The sequence below is a fragment of the Bradyrhizobium sp. Ce-3 genome (genome assembly GCF_022835695.1).
Lineage (GTDB): Bacteria > Pseudomonadota > Alphaproteobacteria > Rhizobiales > Xanthobacteraceae > Bradyrhizobium.
On record NZ_BQUV01000023.1, the window covers coordinates 1 to 604 of the forward strand.

Annotated in this window: 1 protein-coding gene; it reads right to left on the minus strand. The window is 56.1% G+C overall.

The window, feature by feature from the left end:
- A partial coding sequence (locus BRSPCE3_RS35650) for a methylenetetrahydrofolate reductase (RefSeq protein ID WP_244071788.1) occupies positions 1-566 on the minus strand: 566 nt, incomplete at its 3' end.
- Positions 567-604: the final 38 nt, after the last annotated feature.

Here is a 604-nt window from a genome sequence, read left to right on the forward strand (position 1 = left end):
CCACGATACCCCATCCCCTTGACGACAGCGATCAGCCGCGCCGAGCGCTCGATTGCAGCCTTGCGTCCTGCATGCTTGTTGCGCCATTCGTCCTTCACCAGCTTGAGCAGCTTGTCGGTGACGACCACACCCGGGATCTTACCGCTGTTCATGATTTGAGCGACAGCCGGGGTCAGGTGGTATATGGACGCCAGGGTGGGGATTTGAATCCCGAAGTCACGTTGGATCTGCAAGAGCTCCTGAAACTTTCGAGCATCGTAGCCCAGTTGAGTGATGACGAAATGTGCCCCGGCGGAGACCTTCCGGCAGAGCTTGGCATACTGCGCAAAGGTTTCGGCCTCGGTACTTTTGAAGGGTGAGACGGCACACCCAATGAGAAAGCTTTCGGGATCGCCGCGCTCTTCCACTTTTCTGCTCATCATGTTCAGGGCGCAAATGAGATTCACGGAATCGAGATCGAACACGGGCTTGCCCATTCCCCCAAAACCGGTGCCGGAATAATCTCCTGTCAGTGCCAGAATGTTTTTCATTCCCAGCCGGTCCAGCTGCCAGGCCCGACTTTCCATGCCGATGCGGTTGGAATCTCGACAGGTAAAGTGAATGA